The sequence below is a fragment of the Enterococcus eurekensis genome, from assembly GCF_042654605.1.
Classification (GTDB): domain Bacteria; phylum Bacillota; class Bacilli; order Lactobacillales; family Enterococcaceae; genus Enterococcus_I; species Enterococcus_I eurekensis.
In genome coordinates, this window is record NZ_JBHSGT010000020.1 from 146,469 (window position 1) to 167,619 (window position 21,151).

Sequence of the window (21,151 nt, forward strand, 5' to 3'; positions counted from 1 at the left end):
ATTTAAAGACTTTTCATTCTTTATTCAAACTTTTAATCAGATACGAAAAAAATCAACAAATTCGACTAATCTAATTGTTTCTTGAGTAAAAAACAGGTAAGATGAAAGGTAGAATAAAAAAGAAAAGGTGAACATTTTGAATACAATTTTAACTGGGGATCGCCCAACTGGCCAACTACACTTAGGACACTACGTTGGCTCACTAAAAACACGTGTTGAAATGCAAAAAGATCCTGATAACCAATTATTCGTAATGGTTGCAGATATCCAAGCATTAACAGACAACGCTAAAAATCCAGAGAAAGTTTCAGCTAACGTTTTACAAGTTGCGCTTGATTACTTAGCTATCGGACTTGATCCAAATAAATCGACTTTATTTATCCAATCACAAATCCCGCAATTAGCAGAATTGATGATGTATTATTTAAACTTAGTTAGCGTTTCGCGCGTTCGTCGTAACCCGACTGTCAAAGCCGAAATTGAACAAAAAAACTTTGGCGAAAGTTTACCAGCTGGTTTCTTCGTCTATCCCGTTTCACAAGCAGCTGATATTACGGCCTTCAAAGCAAATTTAGTTCCCGTTGGAGAAGACCAAAAACCAATGTTAGAGCAGACACAAGAAATTGTTCACAGCTTTAATTCAATTTACAAAACAGATGTTTTAGTTCAACCAAAAGCCGTTTTACCACCAAAAGGTATGGGTCGTTTACCAGGAATTGATGGCAACGGAAAAATGAGTAAATCTTTAGGAAATGGGATTTATTTAGCCGATTCAGCCGATGTTTTAAAGAAAAAAGTAATGAGTATGTATACGGATCCAAATCATATCCGTGTAGAAGATCCAGGCCAAGTTGAAGGAAATATGGTCTTTTCTTACCTTGATGTTTTTGGAACAGAAAAAGAATATATTGAAGAATTAAAAGCACAATATCGCCAAGGTGGTTTAGGTGATGTTAAAATTAAACGCTATTTGATCGATGTTTTAGAAGCACATTTTGGTCCAATTCGTGCACGTCGTGAAGAGTTTGCTAAAGATCCAAGTGCCGTTATGGAAATCTTACGTCAAGGTAGCTTAAAAGCAGAAAAAGTTGCTGCAGAAACACTTGATGAAGTTAAACGTGCAATGGGCATTCAGTACTTCTAGAAATAAATAAAAAATACCAGCTACCCAATCACATTACTAATGATTGGATAGCTGGATTTTTTTATAAATTCTTACCAATCAGCTTAGCTCAAGCAGTAACTCGGTAATAAGCTGATTCTTTTTGAAAGTAAAAACCACTTTCAAAAGAATCCTGGCTTATTACTCGTTACTGAACGCTTGACTTATAGCCTCTTCTTATAAAACGGCATTTCTTGAGCTGATATTCGGAGATAAGTTACCTATGATAAAAATGAAAGTACCATTTTTTCATACGTTTTTCTTATCTCTCATATCATAGCGCTCTAGAAATAGCCTCTTACTCAAAACGGCATAACTCAAGCAGTAACTCGGTAATAAGCTAATTCTTTTTGAAAGTAAAAATCACTTTCAAAAGAATCTTGGCTTATTACTCGTTACTGAACGCTTGACTTATAGCCTCTTATCTTACAACTGCTTTTAGTTCTTCTGTTAAGCGAGTTGTCACTTTTTCCATTGCTTTGTTGATTTCTTCGTCGGTTAATGTTGCTTCAGGGTTAGCGAATGTTAAGTGGTATGCAAGCGATTTATGCCCCGCTTCAATGTTATCACCTTGATAAACGTCAAAGATTGCCACTTCTGTTAAGAACTTACCTGCGACTGCTTCAATTTCTTGTACGATGCGTTGACTTGGGATTGTTTCACTAACGAGTAAGGCAATGTCTCTTGAAACACTTGGGAATTTGCTCACTGTTTGGAAGACAAAATGCGTCTCAACGTTTAAAATCGCTGCTAAGTTCAATTCTGCCACATATGTTTCTGGTAAATCATAGGCTTTCGCAGTTGATGGATGTACTTGTCCGACGAAACCAATTAATTTTTCTCCTAAATAAACAAGGGCAGTTCTTCCAGGATGTAATTCTTTTAAGTCACTTGTTTGTTCATATCTTACTTGATCTGCTAAGTCTAAACCAGTAAATAAGTGTTCTAAAATCCCTTTCAAGTGGAAGTATGTTACTTTTTCTGCTTTTCCTTGCCAATCTTGTAATAACCAATCACCTGATAAAGCCATTGCGACATGTTGTTCTTCAACTGGCAACTCTTTGCTAGCAGCATCCGTTTGGTGGAATACATTCCCAATTTCATATAGAGCCAATTGATGATTTTTACGCGCGATATTATAAGCAATATCTTCTAAAAGACCACTTGTTAAGTTCATACGTAAGGTACTACGCTCTTCTGTCATCGGCCAGTCTAAACGAGTTGGAATGCTTTCGCTTGTCATAAAATGATGCGCTTTTTCTTCTGTTGTTAAAGCATAACTGATGGCTTCGCTTAATCCATTGCTTTCTAGCAAGTGACGAATTTTACGAGTTTTTCTTTGTTTTTCAGTTAGAGAACCTGCAACAGTTTCCCCACTTGGTAATGTTGATGGTAGACGATTATAGCCATAAATACGAGCAACTTCTTCAATTAAGTCTGCTTCGATACGAATATCCCAACGTCTTGGTGGTACTGTCACTGTGAATTTTTCATCTGAGACAACCGATTCAAATCCTAGAGCTGTAAAAATTTCTGATACTACTTCTTCTGATAATTCCGTTCCTAAGTAACTATTGATACGGTTTAATGTAATTGCAACTTCTACAGACTCTGCAATAACTTCTGAGCCAGCAACCGCACCCGTTAACACTTCACCACCTGATAATTTAGCAATCATTGCTGCTGCAACATCACAAGCTTGGGCAATTGTTGCATGGTTAATACCTTTTTCAAAACGAGCAGATGATTCACTACGTAAGTTGAATTGTTTTGATGTTCGACGTACAGATAATGAATCAAACAAAGCTGCCTCTAAAGCAACGGTTGTTGAAGTCGAAATAATTTCTGAGTCTAAACCACCCATCACACCCGCCAAAGCAACAGGTACTTGACCATTGGTTACAACGATGTTTTCTGGTGTTAAACTTCTTGTTTCGCCATCTAACGTCACAAATTCTTCTTTGTCTGTTGCTTGGCGTACAACGATTTGTTGGCTGCCTAAGCGATCGTAATCAAACGCGTGCAATGGTTGTCCGAATTGTAAAAGAATATAGTTTGTTACGTCAACCACGTTGTTAATTGGGCGAATACCGGCATTCATTAAACGATTTTGTAACCATTGTGGACTAGGTGCCACCGTTACATTTTCAATAATACGAATTTGGTAAGATGGAACAAGTTCTTTATCTTCAACGCTTACGCTGATTTTTTCGCTTGCTGGACGCGCTACTTCTACTAGAGGTTCATCATTAAAAGTTGGTTGTTGGCGGTAAATCGCTGCGACTTCATAAGCCACACCACGCATACTTAATGCATCCGCACGGTTTGGCGTAATTGATAATTCAATAATAGAATCATCCATATCTAAATACGAAAAGACTTCTTCTCCTGGAATAGCTTCTTCTGGTAAGTATTGGATACCTTCTGAATATTCTTTTGGAATAACGGAATCACTATAGCCAATCTCTTCTAAAGAACAAATCATGCCGTTTGACACTTGACCACGAATCTTGCCTTTTTTAATTTTCATATTGCCTGCAATACGCGCGCCTGGTAAAGCCACAATCACTTTAATGCCCGCTTTAACGTTTGGTGCACCACAAACGATTTGTGTTGGTTCTTCTTCACCAATATTTACTTGGCAAATATGTAGATGATCAGAATCTGGATGATCGACACACTCTAACACTTCACCGACCACGATTTTTTTCAAGCCTTCAGATAACACTTCAATTCCTTCGACTTCAATTCCTGTAATTGACATTGTATCGCCAAGTTCTTTTGGCGAGACTTTTGACAAGTCAACGAATTCATTTAACCATTTATATGAAACATACATTATTAATTACTCCCCCTTAAACTGATGAATGAAACGAATATCATTATGATAAAAATCACGAATATCGTTCACGCCGTAACGTAACATTGCGATTCGATCTGGACCTAAGCCAAAAGCAAATCCTGAATATTTTGTTGAATCAATCCCAGACATTTCTAAAACGTTTGGATGAACCATACCGGCACCTAAAATTTCAATCCAACCCGTTTGTTTACAAACGTTACAACCTTGCCCACCACATTTGAAACAACTTACGTCAACTTCAACAGATGGCTCAGTAAACGGGAAGTAACTTGGGCGTAGACGAATCTCACGGTCTTCACCAAACATTTTTTGCATTAAGACTTCCAATGTACCTTTTAAGTCCCCCATTGTAACGTTTTTATCGATGACTAAACCTTCAATTTGATGGAATTGATGACTATGTGTCGCATCGTCTGTATCACGACGGAAAACTTTACCTGGAGAAACCATACGTAATGGTCCTTTTGAAAAATCATGTTTTTCCATTGTCCGTGCTTGAACAGGTGACGTATGTGTCCGTAATAAAATTTCATCGGTAATATAAAACGTATCTTGCATGTCACGTGCTGGATGGTCTTTTGGTAAATTCATGCGCTCAAAGTTGTAATGGTCTTTTTCAACTTCATACCCTTCGACAACTTGATAACCCATACCAACGAAAATATCTTCCATCTCTTCCATAATTTGTGTTAAGACATGGCGTGTTCCGATTGGCATTTGTTTACCTGATAACGTCACATCAATCCGTTCTTTAGCAAGTGCTGCATCCATCGCTTCTTGTTCTAATACTTCTTTACGCGCTTCTAATTGTTCCGCCAAAGCATCGCGAATTTCATTTGCAAAACTTCCTACTTTTGGACGTTCTTCTGCGGACAAATCTTTCATTCCACGTAATACTTCAGTAATTGGGCCTTTTTTCCCTAATGTTTCAACACGAATTTGATTTAAAACAACTAAATCGGTAGCTGCTTCAATCTTTGCTAGTGTTTCGTGTTTAAGTGCTTCTAATTTTTCTTGTAAAGACATGTGAATCCTCCTTATAAATGTTTATAGATAAATTGAAATTGCGAATAAAAAAACACGAGACTCTCTTCCCTTTATATTAAATAAAGGAACGAGATCTCGCGTTACCATCCTAATTCATAGTCAAAACTATGCACTTAATTTCTTAACGATTATCAATAACCGGCTTTATATAAAGCAAGCTCCGGAAGTGAACTTCATTTTTCGATTGCCAATCCTGCTTTCAGTCAATGACAGGACTCCCTTTTTAGCATCAGCCAAACTACTCTTTTCCATCGAGGCTTTTTATCTATTCAGTTCATACGTAGTTTACTAGACTTAGTCAGAGAAATCAAGCGTTAAAGTGATTTCTCTTTTAAGGCAATAATTTTCTTGGCACTTAAAGCAATCAAATAAACATCGGTTACTGGCTTATTGAGTGCTTCTTGCAACGCTTCTTTATAGAGTCGTAACTGGCCTTGATAATTTTGAATAAAAGCGGCTTCGTCTTTAATAAAGCTGTCGGTTTTAAAATCATAAAGCACAACGTGGTCATCGTATTCAATGTAACCATCAATCATCCCATGAATTAATAGCTCTGCACCCTCTTCATCAAAATCTAAATAAACATCTTGTGCTTCTTTTAACATCGAAAATGGTTGTTCACGTTTGACTCGTTTTGAATTTGCTAAGATTTCTTGCCCCAAATCAGTCTCAAAAAACCATAAAATCGATTGTAACGGAACTTTTTTCGCCAACGTTTCATCGAGTTGATTCGTTGTAATAAAGTGCGTCATTTGTGATTGTAAATAAGCCAAGTCTGGTTGAATCGTCAAAGGTAACAACTGTAAAAAGGTATGTGTGACACTACCAATTGCCGCCCCATCGATGGCTCTTTCTTGCATAAATTTCGGCTGAGCTAGACGCTCATTGACGTAGCGATATTGTTGCTTTTGGCTTTGTTCAAATGTACTTTCCCAAGCTAACTTCGTAATTTCTTTATCATCTGGGTCATTGTACAATCGTTTAATTTCCGAAACACTTTGGTAACTTGTGGTCATCGTTGATTTTTCTAATGGATATTGATATTCCAAGATTTGAAATATTGGGGCTAAATCTTCTTCCACTTCGCTAGCTTCTTCAACGAACGCTGTTTGATTATTTTCAAATAAAAGTGACGTTTGTTTAATCTTGTCTTCATTCCACCACTCAATTTTAAAGTTCCCTGGATGATGAATTTTTTTAACGGGATCAATTTCTTCATCAAAAAACTCAGTCATTTTCGGATGACGGATGAGTGTCATTCCAATCCAGTTCATCAAATTCCCTAGTGGTTTATAACGTAAGATTCGACTTAAAATGGGATCCGTCTCATTGAGCGCTTGTGACCATTGTTTAAGCGTATCGGCCTTGTCTTTATATGAACCCACTAAATATAATTTTTGTTCGCTTCGTGTTAAAGCCACATACAATTTACGCATTTCTTCGGATAAAGCTTTTTCCAAACGAACTTGTTTGATTACTTGATAAGGCAACGTCTCAAAACGCACACGTTCTTCATCAATTAATTGAATCCCTGCTCCCAGTTGTTCCTCTAGAACAAAACGTCCATTTAAATCTTGATTATTAAAGCGCTTATTCATATCCAAAACAAAGACTACTGGGAATTCTAGTCCTTTACTACCATGAATAGTCATCAATTTAACCGCATCTTCGACAGATTCGGTAAAAGGCTGTGCTAAATCTTTTTCTTTTTCTTGAATTTTTTCAATGAAACGAATAAATTGATACAAGCCTCTAAAACTGCTTGTTTCGTACATTTCTGCCCGATTCACCAATGCGGTTAAGTTGGCATAACGTTGGCGACCCGATGGTAAGCCAATCACATAATCCAAGTAAGCCGTCTCTTCATAAATTTGCCAAAGTAAGTCAGCAATCGACTGGCGACGAGCTTGTTCACGCCAATGAGTTAATTGTTCTGAAAATTGTTGTAACTTTTTACCTAAAGCCGTTTTTAATTGAGTAGCTGCTAGGAATGCTTCATAATAACTACTTGTTTTATTTATTAAACGAATTTCAACGAGCTCTTTTTCACTCAAACCGACAATTGGCGAGCGTAAAACAGCTGCTAGAGGGATATCTTGATAAGGGTTATCAATCAATTGTAGCAATGAAATCATCTTCTGAACTTCAGTTGCTTGAAAATAATTTTGTGCATCATTGATTTCTAAAGGGATATCAAATTTCTTGAAGATATCCAGTAACATTAAATTATTTTTACGTGTTGGCGTCAGTAAGACAATGTCACAATAGGTCAATGGGCGATTTTCTTTCAATTTTTTATCATAAATTTGAAACTTAGAATGGATCAATTCTTTAATTTTTAACGCCACTAAATGCAACTCGCCATCGGTTTTATCTTCTAGCAACCATTCATCGGTCAAACCATCATCTGTCATCTGCTCATTTTCTTTTTCATAAATGAGCAGTTCAGGCAAGAAATCATCACTTTCCGGAAAATGAGGGAAGCCTGGTACAAGCTGCGCTGCTTCATCGTATGGAATTTGTCCTAATTCCTCATTCATTAACTGTTGAAAAATTAGGTTCGTAAAATGTAAAACCTCATGACGGGAACGGAAATTATCAGCCAAAATAATGCGGCGTCCACCTATTTGATTTTCATAAGCTAAATATTTATCAATAAAGAGTGTTGGATCGGCCAAACGAAAGGCATAAATCGACTGTTTGACGTCCCCCACCATAAATTGATTGCCATTTTCATCATCCGGCGTTCGTACCCAGGATAAAATTGCCTCTTGAAGTCGGTTAACGTCTTGATATTCATCAACTAGGACTTCTTTGAATTGTTGGCGATAATAAGTTGAGGCTTCACTTCCTGTTTGATTGCTCCCACTTAGAATCTCCAAAGCGTAATGCTCCAAGTCATTGAACTCTAGAACACCCTTATCTTTTTTTCGTTGTTTTAAATTTTCCATAAACGCTAATGTTAATTGTCCCATTTCTTGAACGAGAGGCTGTGCTTGTGTCATTAACATTAAGATTTTCTCTGGCGGATAAGCAAATGATTTTTGCATCTCACCAATTTGTTCTTTTAATTCATCACGTTGTTCTTTAATCGGTATGGAAATGATTTTTTGTTCCTCTTTACGAAAAGTTGGAAAACGACCAAAGGAAACATTACCTAACGCTTGATAGAAAACCGTTAGTTGGTTATCCTTGAACGTTTGTAACAAGAAAGCCACTTGCGCGTAATCATTTTCGAGCATGTCGGCTAATTTACTAAAGTCTTTTTGACCGCTGACTTGCTCAATTGAGCGCTGCAATTGATTCGCAGCACTTTGCAATTGCGCAAGGTAAATCGGTGCGATATATTTTGCAAACAAAGGATGTTCGCTTAAGTCATCTGAATGCTCATATTGCTTGGCTAATGTTTCTAGCCAAACTTCCGGACTCGGATTAGCTTGGGCAAAACGATGCAAATCCATCACGACATTCGTTAAGGCTTCATCTGAACGGTCATTGACAAAATTTTCCGTTAAACGGTAAAAAACTTCTGTGCCTTCTTCATATTTTTGATCACGTAATTCTTCCCAAACTTCTTCTTTGAGTAAAATCTGTTCAGTTTCATCCGTTAACAAACGAAAGACTGGATCAATCCCGATTAAATAGTAATAACGGCGAATAACAGCTAAACAAAAAGAATGTAAGGTCGAAATTTGCGCCATCGGAAGTAAGCTTAGTTGTTTAACAAAATGTTGACGGCGTTCTGGGTCACTTTCTTCGTTGACACTTTGTTGTAAAGCCACTTGAATCCGTTCTTTCATTTCTCTAGCAGCGGCTTCAGTAAAGGTCACAATCAAAAGCTCATCAATATTTGTTCCACTTTTTAATTTTTCGATGACTCGACGTACTAAAACGGTTGTTTTCCCTGACCCGGCAGAGGCTGAAATCAATAAATGATCGCCTTCATCAAAAATAGCTTGCCACTGGGTATCGGTAAATGTTTCATTTTGAGGTTTTAATGGAATGTTGGTCATTCATCGTCTCCTCCCATTTTCTTAATAATTTCTTCTTTTTTCAAGTTATCCATACGACGGTATTGGTTTTCAGCTAGCATCACATCAAAATTACAAACGGTACGAAACGGACAATACTGACAAGCACGTTTTTTATCTTTGACTTTATAATATGGATTTAGGGAAATTTCGCCAGATAAAATCCTTTGGCCACCTTGCATCAGTTTTTCTTGATTGTGTTTGCGTAACAGCGTAATCTCTTCTTCAGAGTAAAAACGCGCATCGTTTTTTGTTCGCTTACTAGCAATATCATCTTTATTTTTCTTAATCGGAAAGACAAGTGAGCCCGTCGAAGGCTCCAGTGATTGATCATAGATTGGAAATAATTCTTCGTCATCTACAAATAGGCCATCAAACTGATACGCTTTTAAGCGCTCTTCTTCCGTCCCCTTACTTGGATCGAGTAACGGATTATGCACGTGGAAATAATAGGCTCCCGCTGGTTTTACTTGCTTAGTCGGTTCACTGGTTTGTATAGCATTCGTCAAAGCAACGTCTAAATAGGTAATCAACTGCATCGCCAAGCCAAAATATGCTTCTGTTAAATCAAATTTTCGACTACTTGATTTATAATCCACAACCGATAACCAGAGATTGTCTTCCATTTCGGCTGTATCGATGCGATCAATTTTCCCCCGTACATATAAATGGCTGTCGGCTCCTAATGGTAACGTTAACCCTTGAATGCCTTTATTTTGTCCAACTTGACCAAATAAGACTTCCGTTTTTCGTGGTTGAAGCAATGATTTACCACTTTGTTGATGTATTGCCCAAGTAACACGTTGAATCGTCTTGGCTAGTTGATGACGGATAAAATGCATTCTTGGAGAAGCATCTAATAAGTGATACTGTTTGAGTCCGAAAATCTCTTGTAAAACTTGATCGACAAAAGCGCGTTTTTCTGCTTCAGATAATTGCGTTAAATCTTGGTTTTGTTGAATAACTAGTGATAAGAATCGATCAAGCGCTTCATGGAAAAGCTCACCTGTCACTAGCGGGTTCAATCCATAGATGTCGCGCTCTTTCAAACGTAAACCAAAATTGACAAAATACTTGTACTCACACTGGTAAAAAGTCTCCATGCGGGAAACAGAAGTATAAATATCTTTCCCATATAAATCTTTTGCAACTTCTGATGACATATTTTGAGGAATATTTTTCTTTGCTTGGCTTGCTAAGACTTTTTTAGCCAGTGTATGATAATCTGATTGTAATAAGGCTTCTTGTAAAATGCGCCATGATTTAGAAAGTTCCACGTGCGCATCTTGGCTTTGACGATGAATATTATTCAATTGCCGAACGAGGCCGCGATAAGAACCAATATGTTGAGTTAATGTACTTTCCAGTTTCAAGCTTTGTCGTTTTTGTTCTTTTAAACCTGCCCATTGGATCAGACGTTTCAAATAAGGAGATGCCTGGATGTTTTGTTGCTCATCGTGATTGGTCGCATATGATAAATAAAGTTTGTGACTAGCTGATAAAAAAACGTTATAGGCGACAAACGGCTCTTTACGAATCGTCTCTTGTGTATGGTCACGAATGTATTGTTCTTCTGTTAAATAGGTGTTTAAAAAGAGCCGCTCATCACTCGATAATAACGTCGCATTCTCCACTTTTCTTGGAAAACTACCTTCATCTAGTCCTATCGCAAAAGTGACTTTACTTTGCAATGGTCGAGCTAGATCAAGTGGATTAATCTTAATTTGATCAATTGCGGTTGGAATTTTCCCGAATTGTAAATTGGCTAATCCGCTCATTAACATTTCAGTAAACAATTGGAATTCAAATCGCTCTTCCCCATAAATTTCAACAAATTGGTCGAGAATTTCCATTAAAGCATCCCATGTTTGTTCATGATTACGTGCCGACTCTAACTGCCCACGTTCAATTTCTTGATTTCGCCAATAAATGAGTTGTTGCTCAATTCCCATTTCAATTAAAAATTGGTAAAAACAGATAACTGCGTCCTTAATTGTCTCTTGATTTTTAAACGTTGCAAAAAAAGTTCCGATGTCTCGTGCAAAGCTGCGACGAACTTGATTGGTTGTTTCGGTTAACAACCGTGTATCTTCTAACTGGCTGGCTTCAAAATCATAAGCAATTAATTGCCAATCTTCTTTTTTTAGCCACGTCTGCCCTTGAAATTGATGAGCTAATGCAACATTCTCAGTTAAATCGACTTGATTACGAAATCGATTACGATTTTGTTCCCATGATTGTTCAGCGTCATCCCAATCTTTCGGGATATACAATTCACTTCGTAAAAAACGGAAAATATCCTTCAAACGATAGTGATATTTAGGCAGTGCCAACAAGCTGTCAATAAATTCAATTAAGGGATGCTGATCCATTTGCTTCGTTTCATCTAAATAATAAGGCAACCCCATTTCCTTAAAGATTGCCGGTATTAGTGGATAATAAACCTTTGGATTTAAGGTCACCAATTGAATATCACGATAAGCTAAAGGTCGATTGGTCTTATGAGATTGCACCATCAGTCGTTTTATTTCTACGGCAATTTGTCGTAACTCTTCAATCGGTGTCTGTGCCTGCCAAATCTCCAAAAAATCGTCGACCGAATGTTCGATTGTTTGATTTTGCACGTGACTATTACGCCAGTACGCTTCTAGCACATGATAAGAAGGTGTAACTTCGGTTAGTTTTTCTCCTTTTTGATCAAAATAGACTGGGATTTGTTGGGCTTGAGCGGCTGATTTCAAACGCTCATACGTTTCTTTCCCATCAAAAAATAAATCTAATACTTCCGTTTGTTCGTGTGGGGTATCAATTAATAAATCAATACACAAATTTGATTTAGACATCAAGCTTTGTAATAGCCCGTGTTCTTGAGCAGAAAAATTTGAAAAACCACTTACGATAAACAAAGTCTTTTTCAAGGAATCTTCCGCTAAGTGATTCAAATAATTCGTCAATAAAGGTAACGGTTGTTCCACTTGAAGTTCACGAGCATGTAGTTCGGACTCATAGGCGTTAAAAATAATTTGTAATTCGCGTAATTTCATTTGAAAATTGCGTTCCCGATTTGTTACTTCAATTGCGGTATCACCTTCCGGAATAACTAACTGTTCAAAGTCAATATTCCCTAATTGAAACTCTTGGTACAAATCGAGTAATTGCATAATAAAGCCCGATTGACCGACTTCACTACGATATAATAAGAGTTCTGGTTCGCACTTAATTAAGACCTTGCGCATTAGTAACAATGCACCGGCTTCTGTTACTGGTTGCTTACCTAATTGTCCCGTTCGTTGTAAAAAATACCATGCAAGCCGGTGAAAACTATACACTTGACTACGAATCGTACTAAAATGGGTTTTACCGATTGCTTGTTTTAAACTACTTAAAATTTCCAATTCCCGCTCAAATTTATTATAGTTCGGCACTAAAAAAAAGACTTCATGATCCGGTTCTTTCAGCCACTCGAGTGCGGTCTGAATCATCGCTGCTTGATGATTAATATTTCCGGCTCCTGTAATAAATTTCAAAGTCACTTTGCTTCCTCCTATCTTTTTAGAGTCTGATTAGCGGATTTTTCGCGGTGGCCAAAGTGTAAACTTGGCCTCACCAATGATCATATCTTCATGAACAGCGCCAGTTAATCGACTGTCCAAAGAAATTTTGCGATTATCCCCCAAAACAAAATACGAATTTTCAGGGATTTTTATTTTTTCTATATTTTCCGTTAAAAGTGAATCTTTTGCCAATGCTTCTTTTATTTCAACTAAAAAAGGTTCACTCACCGGCTGATTATTTATAAATAATTGGTCTTCCTTGTATGATAATTCATCACCTGGCAAGCCAATAATACGTTTGATGACACGTTTTGATGGCTTTTTACTGTCTTTAATAACCACAATATCAAAACGTTCAATTTCTGATTGACGTAAAACAAGCGCAATTTGGTTATCTGCTAAACTTGGTACCATAGAGTCCCCGTTAACCTGTACTAAGACTGCGGCCAATAGAAATACCGTCACAATTAAAAGACTGACTAGTAGCGGCTTGCTTCTAGAGAAGAGTGATGCCATCATGCCTTCCTCCTTTCATTCGAGCATCTTTAGTTTAACATATTTTCACTTCAAGCATGCAATTAATTCAGAAAACACAATCGCTACGTTGGACTGGATTTTGCCTTAAATTTAAATACAAAAAATAAAGAGTACTAAAAGATGGATGAATCCACCTTCTAGTGCTCTTCATATAGACAAGTTATAATGATCAATTTTTTATTTGGTCATATTATTCCCAAAAAATGATCCATGGATGATTAAAACGATACCAAACGCAATTGCAGAAAAACCAACTAATTTTGGCAGGGCAAGGGTTGCAATTAAAGGATTGAATAGCAACATAATCGCAAAAGCGAAAGAAATTAAATCAAAAAGTAAGATTAACCACTTACTTAATCCCTTTATTTTACTAAAACGAGCCACTAAGAATAAATTCCCAATGCTTTCGAACATGAACCAAACTGAAAACATAATTCCTAAGAATAAAGCCCCACGAATAATATTCGTTAAAAATAGAATACCAACAATAAAATCTAACAGACCTAAAAAAATCCGTAGACCTTTAGACTCTTTGTTATTAATTGCACCAAAACCAAAAATCGTAGAAATCCCTCTAATAACAGCTAGAATCCCAAAGAAGAAGACTAAGAACCCTAATGTTGTTCCTGGACGATTAAGAGCCATGATTCCCAAAACAAAAAATGCAATCCCTAATAATAAATCAAAAAAACGATTATTTTTCATTGGATGAACCTCCCTGATTGAAGAGTATCTAAACTTTCATTAACCTACAATAAATCCAACCATTATTCCGCCAATAATCACTGAAGTAATTGTGACTGTTGAGAATCCAGCGGTAACCATAATTGGTAAAATATTTTGTTCAATAACTGCAATTTCTTCCTCTGTCTCTCCAACCGCAGCTGCTGCTTCTTTTGTTAAAACCATCGTTCCTGGGAAACCAAAAAGACTCGTTAGCCCCACTGCAATTGACAAGGCCGGTGAATAGCCCACCTGTTTTCCAATCATATACGCACTTAACATGATTGTTATGACACCGCCAATTAGGTAAAAGGTAATTGGCCAAATCAATGTCACTAAATCAGCTAAATTTATATCCGCTAATGGACCAAAAGCAATCACCATAATCGAAATCATGAGTAAACCAAAGGAATCCGTTGTTGACAAGGCATTCGGCTTAACTAATTTAAAATGTCTCAACACAATTCCTAGTAGCAAAGCAATGACAAATGTGTTGACATAACCATTGGTTAAACCACTTAACCATCGAGCAACTAATTCTGCTAAACCAAGCAAGAATAACGTTGCATACGGTGTTTGTAAATAGCTCGGTAAAATCACTTCATTTGTTGGGCTTGTGTTTGTTTCGACCTCCTCTTCATACATTTTCAGATTGCCCTTGCGATACTCTCCTCGAACACGTAACGCTTCTTTCTTCAAAATATTAGCTGTAACTAAAAAACCAATAAAATTTTTAAAGTTTAAAATTAATAATGGAAAAACAGCCAATAGCGCCGCGGAAAGTAACCCTAAATCCCCACCTGCCGCATCGATTGCGCTTGCTTCTCCTTGTACCATCAAAATCGAAAGTGTCCCTCCAGTAATCGCAGTTGATCCGGCAATCGCGATATTTCGATCGAAGACAAGACTTCCAGCAAAATAAAGAACTAAGGAAACAATCACCACGGTCAAGGAACCAATAACAAAGGTCCGCCATTGGGCTTTCAAATCTTCAATACTCATCATTGTTCCTAAATGAACAATAATTAATCCTACAACCGCCTGACCTAAACCCAGTAAGCCTGATTGTTGAATCATGTCGTGAGGAATCAAATCGGCCGAAAATCCGATTAGAAAAATAATGGACGCCACTAACATCATTGAAACAAGTGCTTTCGTTTTAGCAGAAACAAATTCCCCAATTGTCCAAACAAACATCACTAATGTAAAAGCTAAAATTGGTAACATCGGTTGGACCTGATCTAAATACCCTGCCTCCATTGCAAAAACCTCCTTGTACGTTATTTAATCTTCCTACACCTTTTATTGAATCGGATGATATGAAAAACCTAAGCCATGAACTTCTGAAACTTCATAAACAATAACAAAACAATTTGGATCAATCGTATCAATCACTTCTCTAATTTTTGGATACTCCTGTCGTTTAATTACCGTTAAAATCATATCTCTTGGTTCGTTATTTTTACCTCCACGAACATCAAACAGAGTCATGCCTCGATTAACCTCTTCTAAAAGTGCGGTACGAATTTCTTCCGAGTGAGCCAAACTTAAAATCATAATCGCTTTACGTCGTTTTAATCCTGTCTCAATATACGTCATAACAAGTGAGGTAATTCCTATTGAAAGAATTGCGAATAAGAACTCCTCGAAACCAAATACATACAGACTCATAAAAACGATAATCATATCTGTGAATAGTAAACCGACTGAAGTATTAATATTAAAGTATTTTTCTAAAATTAGAGGTGGAATGGTCGTCCCCCCACTAGATGACTGAATACGATACAAAATAGCCACGCCTGTCGCAAAAATAACACTGCCCATTATCACAGATAACAAACGATCTTGTGTTAACATCACTTGAGGAACAAATCTAAGCGAAAGAGGAAATAAGATACTTCCTAACAATGTCCGAAAGAAAACTTTCTTACCTAAAAAAATAGCTGCTAAGACTAACATCAGTCCATTTAAAACCATAACCACCCACGCGCGATCGATGCCAATTAATGATTCTAGTAATATACCAATACCACTAACACCCCCGGCCGCGATATGATGTGGTCCTAGAAACATGTTGATACTAATCGCCAAAATGACAATCGCCAGAAACATGAAACTAAATTGTTTCACTTGCTTATTCATCGTACTCACTCTTCTCAGGAGCATTTTTTAACAATTCAATCACTAATTGAACGGCTTTTTCCATTTCTTCAATCACAACAAGTTCTTCCGTTGTATGAATTTTGTCATAGCCAATGGAAAGATTAACACACGGTTTTCCGCCTAAATTAAAAATATTAGCGTCACTTCCCCCACCACTAATTTCACGAATAACTGGATATCTCAATAACTCAGCTGCTCGAAGAAATAATGCCATCGGCGCTTGATTATCTTCTATGTGGAAGCCTGTTGCCATTTTCTTAACGTCGATTTCAACATTTCCACCAAACATTTCGGCAGCAACTTGAAAAGCTTGTTTCATTTCTTCAATTAATTGATTCGCGACTTCTGGATCAATAGCTCGAACTTCGCCTTTAACAAGTAATTCATTCATGACAATATTCGTTGCGTCCCCACCTTGAAGTACACCGATATTAGCGGTTGTTTTCGTATCTAAGCGACCAATTTTGATTTTTTTCAAAGCTTCTGAAAGAATAGAAACACATGATATTCCTTTTTCGGGTTCAAGTCCCGCATGTGCCGCCTTACCTAGAATTTTTACATCGTACATAAATAAAGTTGGACTAGCAATCGTGACTCTTCCAACTTCTAGCGCACTATCCAATACGTAGCCAAAATCTGATTTTACTAAAGTCATATCTAACGCAGAAGAGCCTATTAAACCAATTTCTTCACCCGGTGAGAAGACAAACTCAAAATTTCCCGTCGCAATTCCTTCTTCCCTAATCCGCTGGCAAGCTTCAATTAAAATCGCAATCCCTGCCTTATCATCCGCCCCTAAAATTGTTTCACCTTTTGAATACAAAATTCCCTCTTTTTCAACAACTTCTATCCCATTCCCTGGTATAACCGTATCTGTATGACAAGAGAAAAAGAGTGATTGTTTATTGAGTGAGCCTCGCCATGTGGAAATGATGTTATTACCACCTAATCCAGTTTTTTCCATCGAATCATCTTCAATGACATCCATCCCTATTGCCTTTAGTAAATTTACCAAATATTCATGAAGCGGTCCTTCATTTTTTGAAACGGAATCCATTTCAACAAGATTTTTAAACGTTTCAACTAATCTGTTCATAGCACTCAAATACCTCCATTCTCATTTTGTATCCGCTTTCATTATACTACGATTATTGTTTTTCCCCTAGCGAAAACCTATACAATCAAACAGATTGATTCGGCGGAAATCCAACAAATAAATCGCCCTAAAAATAATTCATTTATCTTTTTTTTAAAAAAAGTTTTTACTTATCCCTATCTTAATAAAAAACAATAATTTGAATAAACTCCACGCAAATCCTTGAATAATTTTCTAAATTATGACATGATTTATATAGTATAAAACCAATCAAAATCATCATAAAAAGCGGTAAACATACATGCGATAGTTTTTTTTGAAAAATGTCTTTCGGTGGATCTATTTTATTCATATTCAACAGTAAAGATTTAATAAAAACTGGTTATTTCGAAAGGAGAAAAACAAATGAGAAAAATATTTAGGCAATTTCAACGCTATACTTTTTTACAAGCTATTTTATATTTTATTACTGGTGGTTTAGCGCTTCTCTTTCCACAACAATTCACTAAAGGTGTTATTTATCTGATTGCTGCTTATGTGGCATTTTTAGGTATTACAAACTTGTTCAGCGCCCTAAAAGAAAAACGGCAATACAATATTACCGGCCTACAATTTTATTTGGGGATTTTCTTCTTAATTGCTGCTTTGGGAATTTTAGTCTTGGCAAAACCGCTCCTAACTTTAACCACAATTTTACTAGGAATCTTTATTCTAATTAATGGTGTCATGCGAGTGATACAGGCAATTGAATTCAAAAATCGTAATCAAGCTTTTCTACCATGGATTATTTACGGCTTGATTTTAGTTATCCTTGGACTCGTTTTAATGTTTAATGCGATATCTAGCATTATGACTTTAATTGGTAGTGTGCTAATCTTTATGGGGATTTCCGAAATGATTGGTTACTTTCAATTACGAAAATTAAATGATTAACAGTTAAAGCTTTCTTAATTTAAGGGAACTTATCTAGCAATTTGAACGTTGCTATTGTATTATTAGAGAAATGAACGTAAAAGAGGTCAAGCGGATGAAAAAAATATCAGAAGATCCATCGCACCCAAGTAATGTTCCCGTCATTTTCATCTACGATCAAGCAGGAGAAATTAGTGGGAAGATTTCTATCAATGAATGGCGTACAAAAAAAGAAGAAGCTCAATTATTAAATGAACTTGAAATCAAACTGTATCGTGAATCGATTCAATACTATACAAATCGTGAGTTTGCTAAGGCTGAAGATATCTTGTTATTCCTTATCAGTCAAACAGACTATACGCATTATGAATATGTCGAACGCTTAGCTAACTTGTATCGTCGTCAAGAAAAAACGTCAAAAGAAAAAGAACTTTTACTTAAAGCGCGTAAAAATATTGCCGCTTTCGATACTTCAGAAGCTCTTATCAAGAGGATTGATAACCGCCTCGAAAAAAATGCGATTTTTACAAAAAAAAGTCCTATCTTTCATATTTATTAAACTGACTTTCCAATTGGAGGCGTTATAATGGGTGTAAAATTTCAACGTGAAGATTCTTTAGATAAAATGTTTGAAGAATTTGCAATTTTACCTGATGAATCAGATGACAAAACTAAAGAGCACGAAAAAGACATTGAGCGATTTTTAAATCCTCATCCTAAAGAAGTCAAACAAGCAGATCAAAAAAAATAAAGTATTGACACAAGAGCTGAAATGCTTTTGTGTCGATACTTTTCTTTGTTAAATCATGCGTTTTTCAATTGCTGCCCAAGCAGCCTCTTTTCCTAACTTCGTCTCAGATGAGAAAAGAATAAAATCATCATTTTTATCAAAATCTAAAGCTTTTTTGACAATACTTTCATGCTTATTCCATTTTCCTCGTGGAATTTTATCGGCTTTGGTTGCGACAACAATGACTGGAATTTCATAATATTTTAAAAACTGATACATTTGAATATCTTCTTCTGTCGGTTTATGTCTTAAATCGACTAATGAAATCACTGCTCGTAATTGCTCACGACTGGTTAAATAGGTTTCAATCATCTCGCCCCATTTGGCACGCTCTGTTTTTGAAACTTTCGCATAGCCATAACCTGGAACATCGACAAAATGCAAAGCATCTTCAATTAAATAAAAATTAAGTGTTTGAGTCTTTCCTGGTTTTGAAGATGTTCGTGCTAAGTTTTTACGATTGATTAACGTATTGATAAATGATGATTTTCCAACGTTTGAACGACCAGCTAAGGCAATTTCTGGTAATTGAGTATATGGGTATTGAGCGGGTGAAACCGCACTGATGACTATTTCTGCTGAATGAACATTCATTTTCCTCACTCCTTTAAATTTTACTAAATAAACAACAGTAGAGCTGTGACAGATTTGTCACAGCTCTTTTTTATCCGACTTTCTTCTCGCGATAGATAATCGTTGGATGACTGCTTTGTGTTGCGGCTTCTTTTGTTATAATCACTTTTTCAATCTCTTCTTCAGATGGAATATCAAACATAATATCCATCATAATATCTTCAATGATTGAACGTAAACCACGCGCACCGGTATTTCGTTCAATTGCTTGTTTGGCAATGACATGTAGAGCATCGTCTTCAAACTCTAAAACTGTCCCATCCAAAGCAATTAATTTCTTATATTGTTTTACCAAGGCATTTTTTGGCTCCGTTAAAATATGAACAAGATCTTGTTCTGTTAACTTATCCAGAGCAGCCATCACAGGTAAACGTCCGATGAATTCAGGGATTAAGCCAAATTTCAATAAATCTTCCGGAATAATATGTTTCATAATACTTTCATTCTCTGCAATTTTTTGATTGTTGGCACCAAAACCAATTGTTTTTTCACCCATACGGTTTTTAACGATTGTTTCAATTCCATCGAAAGCACCACCCACGATAAACAAAATATCTGTCGTATCGATTTGAATCATTTCTTGTTGTGGGTGTTTACGCCCGCCTTGTGGTGGCACACCAGCGACCGTACCTTCTAAAATTTTCAGTAAGGCTTGTTGCACACCTTCACCAGAAACATCACGAGTAATTGAAACATTTTCACCTTTACGAGCAATTTTATCAATCTCATCGATATAGATAATCCCTTTTTGGGCGCGCTCAACATCAAAGTCTGCTGATTGTAATAATTTTAATAAAATGTTTTCAACATCATCTCCAACATATCCCGCTTCTGTTAAGCTAGTTGCATCGGCAATCGCAAATGGCACATTCAAACTACGTGCTAATGTTTGAGCTAAAAAGGTTTTACCTGATCCTGTTGGTCCAATTAAGCAAATATTACTCTTTTGCAATTCTACTTCATCTTCATCAATCTCAGCATTGACACGTTTGTAGTGGTTATAAACCGCTACCGCTAACGCGCGTTTTGCACGATCTTGACCAATAACATATTGATTTAAAGTTGCCAATAACTCTTTTGGTTTTGGCACTTCCATAAATTCAAAAGAACTTTCTTCAAAAAACTCTTCATCGAGAATATCTTTACAAAGTTCGATACATTCATCGCAAATGTAAACTCCTGGTCCAGCAACAATTTTTTTTACTTCATCTTGGGCCTTCCCACAAAATGAGCAACGTACTGGATGATTATCTTTGGTATTTTCGTACACAGCGTTCACTCCTTGTTGTTTTGCTACATATAAACGAAAAAAGCTTCATTTAACAACCTTTGCACATTCTAACACAGTTCAATTAAAAGCAAAAGGTTTTAAGTTAGTTGGCTTAAATAATTCTAAAGATGTTAATTTAAAAAAATTATTTAAAGTTTCTTAGCACTAGACTATGACTCATCACTAAACACTTATTTTATAACCTCTAGATTAAACGGTATAAATTAGCTGTGATTCGGTCATAAGCCAGATTCTTTTTGAAGGTAAATAACACCTTCAAACGATTCTTTGCTTATGACTCATCACCAAATGCTAATTTTATAACCTCTAGACAGAAAAACTGTCTGAAGACAAAGCCTCAGACAGTTTG

At 36.4% G+C, this 21,151-nt stretch carries 15 protein-coding genes and 1 other annotated feature; of the genes, 4 read left to right on the forward strand and 11 right to left on the reverse strand.

Annotated features, from left to right (window positions below; genetic code table 11):
* The first annotated feature begins 133 nt into the window (after positions 1 to 133).
* Positions 134 to 1,144 carry a tryptophan--tRNA ligase gene (gene trpS / locus ACFO3L_RS03820; protein WP_379964069.1) on the forward strand — a complete coding sequence of 337 codons (1,011 nt, stop codon included), beginning with the start codon at positions 134 to 136 and terminating at the stop codon, positions 1,142 to 1,144.
* Positions 1,145 to 1,583: 439 nt separating this feature from the next.
* Here the strand turns inward: trpS and pheT are convergent, their stop codons facing one another.
* The 9 genes from pheT to ACFO3L_RS03865 form a co-directional block, all read right to left on the reverse strand.
* Positions 1,584 to 4,001, reverse strand: coding sequence for a phenylalanine--tRNA ligase subunit beta (pheT, locus tag ACFO3L_RS03825; protein WP_379964007.1), 2,418 nt, complete (start codon positions 3,999 to 4,001; stop codon positions 1,584 to 1,586).
* Positions 4,002 to 4,007: 6 nt separating this feature from the next.
* Positions 4,008 to 5,051 (reverse strand): phenylalanine--tRNA ligase subunit alpha, encoded by a 1,044-nt coding sequence (gene pheS / locus ACFO3L_RS03830; protein ID WP_379964009.1) that lies wholly within the window; start codon positions 5,049 to 5,051, stop codon positions 4,008 to 4,010.
* An 81-nt stretch (positions 5,052 to 5,132) separates the two neighbouring features.
* Positions 5,133 to 5,336 (reverse strand) — a binding site (T-box leader).
* Positions 5,337 to 5,386: 50 nt separating this feature from the next.
* Complete coding sequence (gene addA, locus ACFO3L_RS03835) at positions 5,387 to 9,085, reverse strand: helicase-exonuclease AddAB subunit AddA (protein WP_379964011.1); 3,699 nt, start codon at positions 9,083 to 9,085, stop codon at positions 5,387 to 5,389.
* Positions 9,082 to 12,636, reverse strand: coding sequence for a PD-(D/E)XK nuclease family protein (locus ACFO3L_RS03840; protein ID WP_379964013.1), 3,555 nt, complete (start codon positions 12,634 to 12,636; stop codon positions 9,082 to 9,084). The genes addA and ACFO3L_RS03840 overlap by 4 nt, the downstream gene beginning before the upstream one ends.
* Before the next feature lie 30 nt (positions 12,637 to 12,666).
* Positions 12,667 to 13,176: a signal peptidase I gene (gene lepB, locus ACFO3L_RS03845; protein ID WP_379964015.1), complete on the reverse strand. Its 510-nt coding sequence runs from the start codon at positions 13,174 to 13,176 to the stop codon at positions 12,667 to 12,669.
* Between the two features lie 195 nt (positions 13,177 to 13,371).
* On the reverse strand, positions 13,372 to 13,899 hold the full coding sequence (locus ACFO3L_RS03850) for an HdeD family acid-resistance protein (protein WP_379964017.1): 528 nt from the start codon (positions 13,897 to 13,899) through the stop codon (positions 13,372 to 13,374).
* A gap of 39 nt (positions 13,900 to 13,938) precedes the next feature.
* Positions 13,939 to 15,177, reverse strand: a complete 1,239-nt coding sequence (locus ACFO3L_RS03855) for a hypothetical protein (protein WP_379964019.1) — start codon at positions 15,175 to 15,177, stop codon at positions 13,939 to 13,941.
* Between the two features lie 42 nt (positions 15,178 to 15,219).
* The gene (locus ACFO3L_RS03860; RefSeq protein ID WP_379964022.1) at positions 15,220 to 16,059 is read right to left on the reverse strand and encodes a YitT family protein; all 840 of its coding nucleotides are present in this window, start codon (positions 16,057 to 16,059) and stop codon (positions 15,220 to 15,222) included.
* Complete coding sequence (locus ACFO3L_RS03865) at positions 16,052 to 17,176, reverse strand: M20/M25/M40 family metallo-hydrolase (RefSeq protein ID WP_379964024.1); 1,125 nt, start codon at positions 17,174 to 17,176, stop codon at positions 16,052 to 16,054. Before ACFO3L_RS03865 ends, ACFO3L_RS03860 begins: the two co-directional genes overlap by 8 nt.
* 405 nt (positions 17,177 to 17,581) lie before the next feature.
* On the opposite strand from ACFO3L_RS03865, the gene ACFO3L_RS03870 reads away from it, so the two are divergent.
* From ACFO3L_RS03870 to ACFO3L_RS03880, 3 genes are all read left to right on the forward strand, one after another.
* Positions 17,582 to 18,109, forward strand: coding sequence for a DUF308 domain-containing protein (locus ACFO3L_RS03870; RefSeq protein ID WP_379964026.1), 528 nt, complete (start codon positions 17,582 to 17,584; stop codon positions 18,107 to 18,109).
* A gap of 94 nt (positions 18,110 to 18,203) precedes the next feature.
* On the forward strand, positions 18,204 to 18,647 hold the full coding sequence (locus ACFO3L_RS03875; protein WP_379964028.1) for a hypothetical protein: 444 nt from the start codon (positions 18,204 to 18,206) through the stop codon (positions 18,645 to 18,647).
* 27 nt (positions 18,648 to 18,674) lie between these two features.
* Entirely contained in the window at positions 18,675 to 18,839 is a 165-nt protein-coding gene (locus ACFO3L_RS03880) for an SPJ_0845 family protein (protein ID WP_379964030.1), read from the forward strand.
* 48 nt (positions 18,840 to 18,887) lie between these two features.
* Here the strand turns inward: ACFO3L_RS03880 and yihA are convergent, their stop codons facing one another.
* Both yihA and clpX read right to left on the reverse strand, forming a co-directional pair.
* Positions 18,888 to 19,472 (reverse strand): ribosome biogenesis GTP-binding protein YihA/YsxC, encoded by a 585-nt coding sequence (yihA, locus tag ACFO3L_RS03885; protein ID WP_379964032.1) that lies wholly within the window; start codon positions 19,470 to 19,472, stop codon positions 18,888 to 18,890.
* A 70-nt stretch (positions 19,473 to 19,542) separates the two neighbouring features.
* On the reverse strand, positions 19,543 to 20,781 hold the full coding sequence (gene clpX, locus ACFO3L_RS03890) for an ATP-dependent Clp protease ATP-binding subunit ClpX (protein WP_379964034.1): 1,239 nt from the start codon (positions 20,779 to 20,781) through the stop codon (positions 19,543 to 19,545).
* Between the last annotated feature and the right edge of the window lie 370 nt (positions 20,782 to 21,151).